The organism is Roseovarius sp. D22-M7 (genome assembly GCF_037083785.1).
Lineage (GTDB): Bacteria > Pseudomonadota > Alphaproteobacteria > Rhodobacterales > Rhodobacteraceae > Roseovarius.
The window spans coordinates 1-976 of the sequence record NZ_JBAPKY010000188.1; the positions used below are offsets into that span (position 1 = coordinate 1).

Sequence of the window (976 nt, forward strand, 5' to 3'; positions counted from 1 at the left end):
ACGGTCTTGGCCCAGCCGGAGGGGTCCTCGATCTTCTTGCGGTGTCGCTGGGACAGGGCGTAGCCGGGGTGATGGGTGGTTCGACCGTCGATGGCGGAATGCCGGGCCTTCTGCGCGATGTGCGGCGGTGAGGGGCATCTTGGAAACGATCCGGGGGGATCGTTTCTGCCCCGAACACCATGCGCCGGAGATCGGCGACGAAGTCGTGGCTGTCGTACCCCTTGTCTGCCGCCAGCGTCAGGCTGGTATTCCACGGCATGTGGCCATCTGTTCCACGCGCATGTGGCCAGTCATTCCATGACATGTGGCCACCCCGGTGAGGTGATCTGCGAGACGGCTTATTCATGACGTGATTTTCACGCTTGGGTCAAAGCCGACGGGTTGATCGGCGTTGTCCATGGGGGGACGCGCCCGGCGCAGCGCTTACCAAATAGCTGGAGGCGGCGGGCGCGTGGGTGGGCCCTGTGGTCAAAGCCTGCGTGCGACATGATGATCATTGGGTGGTCTCGCCGGCTTCGACCACGGGCTCGGGCCGGGGATCTTTGCGCATCGACGGGCCGTCGAACTCGATCCGGGGGGCTTGATGCACCAGCCTGTCGAGGATCGCATCGGCGTGCACGATCTCGCGGAAAACACGCTCGAAGCTGCCGTCGCCACGGGCTGTGGCCAGTTCGCCGAACAGACGTGGCATGCGGAAGTAGAGGGTGACCTTGCCCTGCCGACAGGCCTCGTGATCCAAGGCGCAGGCCAGCCAGGATTTGCCGACCCCGCAGGGTCCGGTGATCAGGATGCTGCGATGTCTGGAGATCCAGGCGCCGTCTTGCAGGCTTTGGGCCAGCGCGCGGTGCAGCTTGCGCGGGGCGCGATAATCGACATCTTCCATGCAGGCGCTGGTCTCGCGCAGCCTTGCTGCCCGCAGGCGGGTCTGGAAGCGACGGCCATCACGGGCAGCACTTTCGCGATCGAGCATCAGGCC

At 65.2% G+C, this 976-nt stretch carries 1 protein-coding gene and 1 pseudogene; both read right to left on the reverse strand.

The genetic code is table 11. The features are described from left to right. Nucleotides 1–262: pseudogene (locus V8324_RS22030) on the reverse strand (hypothetical protein); the annotation flags it as partial. Nucleotides 263–493: 231 nt separating this feature from the next. Continuing rightward, nucleotides 494–976 (reverse strand): ATP-binding protein (locus V8324_RS22035; protein WP_336422015.1); only part of this gene is annotated, 483 nt, incomplete at its 5' end.